Source organism: Vibrio cionasavignyae (assembly GCF_050337155.1).
Taxonomy (GTDB): Bacteria; Pseudomonadota; Gammaproteobacteria; order Enterobacterales; family Vibrionaceae; genus Vibrio; species Vibrio nomapromontoriensis.
In genome coordinates this window covers 1-1,432 of the sequence record NZ_JAKJSR010000061.1, presented here as the reverse complement: position 1 = coordinate 1,432, position 1,432 = coordinate 1, and the positions used below count along the sequence as shown (strand labels likewise).

Sequence of the window (1,432 nt, the reverse complement as noted above, 5' to 3'; positions counted from 1 at the left end):
GCTTCTTTAGAGTTAACTGACAGGTATGTTGTTTGTACTATTTGTGGCAAAGCAACCATAGAAAATCATGGTCAAGAATTTCAATAGCTTATGCGATATAAAGAGAGCTAACAAATTGTTCAAGCAGACAGCTAACGTTTGGCGATTTAGGTTTGGTTGAGTTTAGTGATTAAGGTGGTTTTGTTTGAGTGTAGTGGAAGTTAGCTGCTACTTAACAATGCGTTAGGTACTCAGAGGGAATTAAATTGAAAACTCATTTTGGCTCTTGCCATTGCGGGCGTGTACGGTTTGAGTTTCAAACTGATATAGACCATGTTCGTCAATGCAACTGCTCTATTTGTTCAATTAGAGGGACGCTCAATTTTAGGGTGCCTGATGATTCTTTTAAGATGTCCTCATCGCCAGAGATACTAGCTGAATATAAATGGGGTAGTGGCACGGCTACAGATTATTTCTGCCTAAAGTGTGGAGTTATGACTTTTCGTAAGCCTAGCCAATTAACATCGCATGAAATCGCAGCGGGTAAGGCTTCATTCCAAGGTTGGGCGATTAATTTGAGGTGTGTAGAGGAAGTTGACCTTTCCACTTTGCCAATCGTTCATATTGATGGTGCTTCATTGTGAGGACGCACCTAACAAACGCTTCAAGTGGATTCGTAACGCTTGGCACTTTTGGCGTCAATTCTAGCTTTAGTGCTTACGGTGGTAATTTCAGCTTCGGTGGTGCGTCACTCACAACTTAAGCGTGCGTTAGCTTTCTCGGTTAAGTTCATTGGAGTAGGGGTTCATCGTCCTAGCTTTACACCTGCTCGTCAGTGCCAAATCGCAAAATCGCGCGTGCTGTTTCTTTTTCTTTGAAAGGGCATCAATCAACTTTGCGTATGGTGCATGTGGTAGTCAGCTTCAGTGCAAGAGCCGTGAGTAGCCTTTTAGTATCGCCATCTTAGGCAGCGAGTTGGTGGCAAGTTCAATGCTTCTACATTTGGTACATCAGCGGCGTCGGCTTTGGAGCGTTTCTTTAAAATCTTGGTGCCAAACGTCGGCTTCATCGCACGGAAAAAGCTAACAAATTGCTCAAGCAGACAGCTAACAGTTGGCGATTTTGGTTTGGTTGAGTTTAGTGATTACGTGACTTTGCTTGAGTGTTGTGGTAGTTAGCTGCAACTTAGCAAGGCGTTATGCGTCAGTACGGAATTAGCGTACAAACGTTTCTCTACTTCATGATATTCTGACGCGAGATCACCCACATATAGGAGCCGAGTCATGGTAAATCGTGGTGCGTTAATGTTGAGATATTCGCAGGTAGCCGTTGATTGGTTAAACAAAGTTGATCCTGTACCAACTTCTGAGCTGACGGTTGAATCTGTAAATGAAGAGCGTACAGTTTACTTAGTAAGCAATGAAGTAGCGGACTCACCAGATACTCACCAGAT

At 43.3% G+C, this 1,432-nt stretch carries 1 protein-coding gene; it reads left to right on the top strand.

The annotated features are described in order from the left end of the window. Window positions 1-245 precede the first annotated feature (245 nt). The gene (locus L4D74_RS25215) at window positions 246-623 is read left to right on the top strand and encodes a GFA family protein (protein WP_489686475.1); all 378 of its coding nucleotides are present in this window, start codon (window positions 246-248) and stop codon (window positions 621-623) included. Window positions 624-1,432 lie beyond the last annotated feature (809 nt).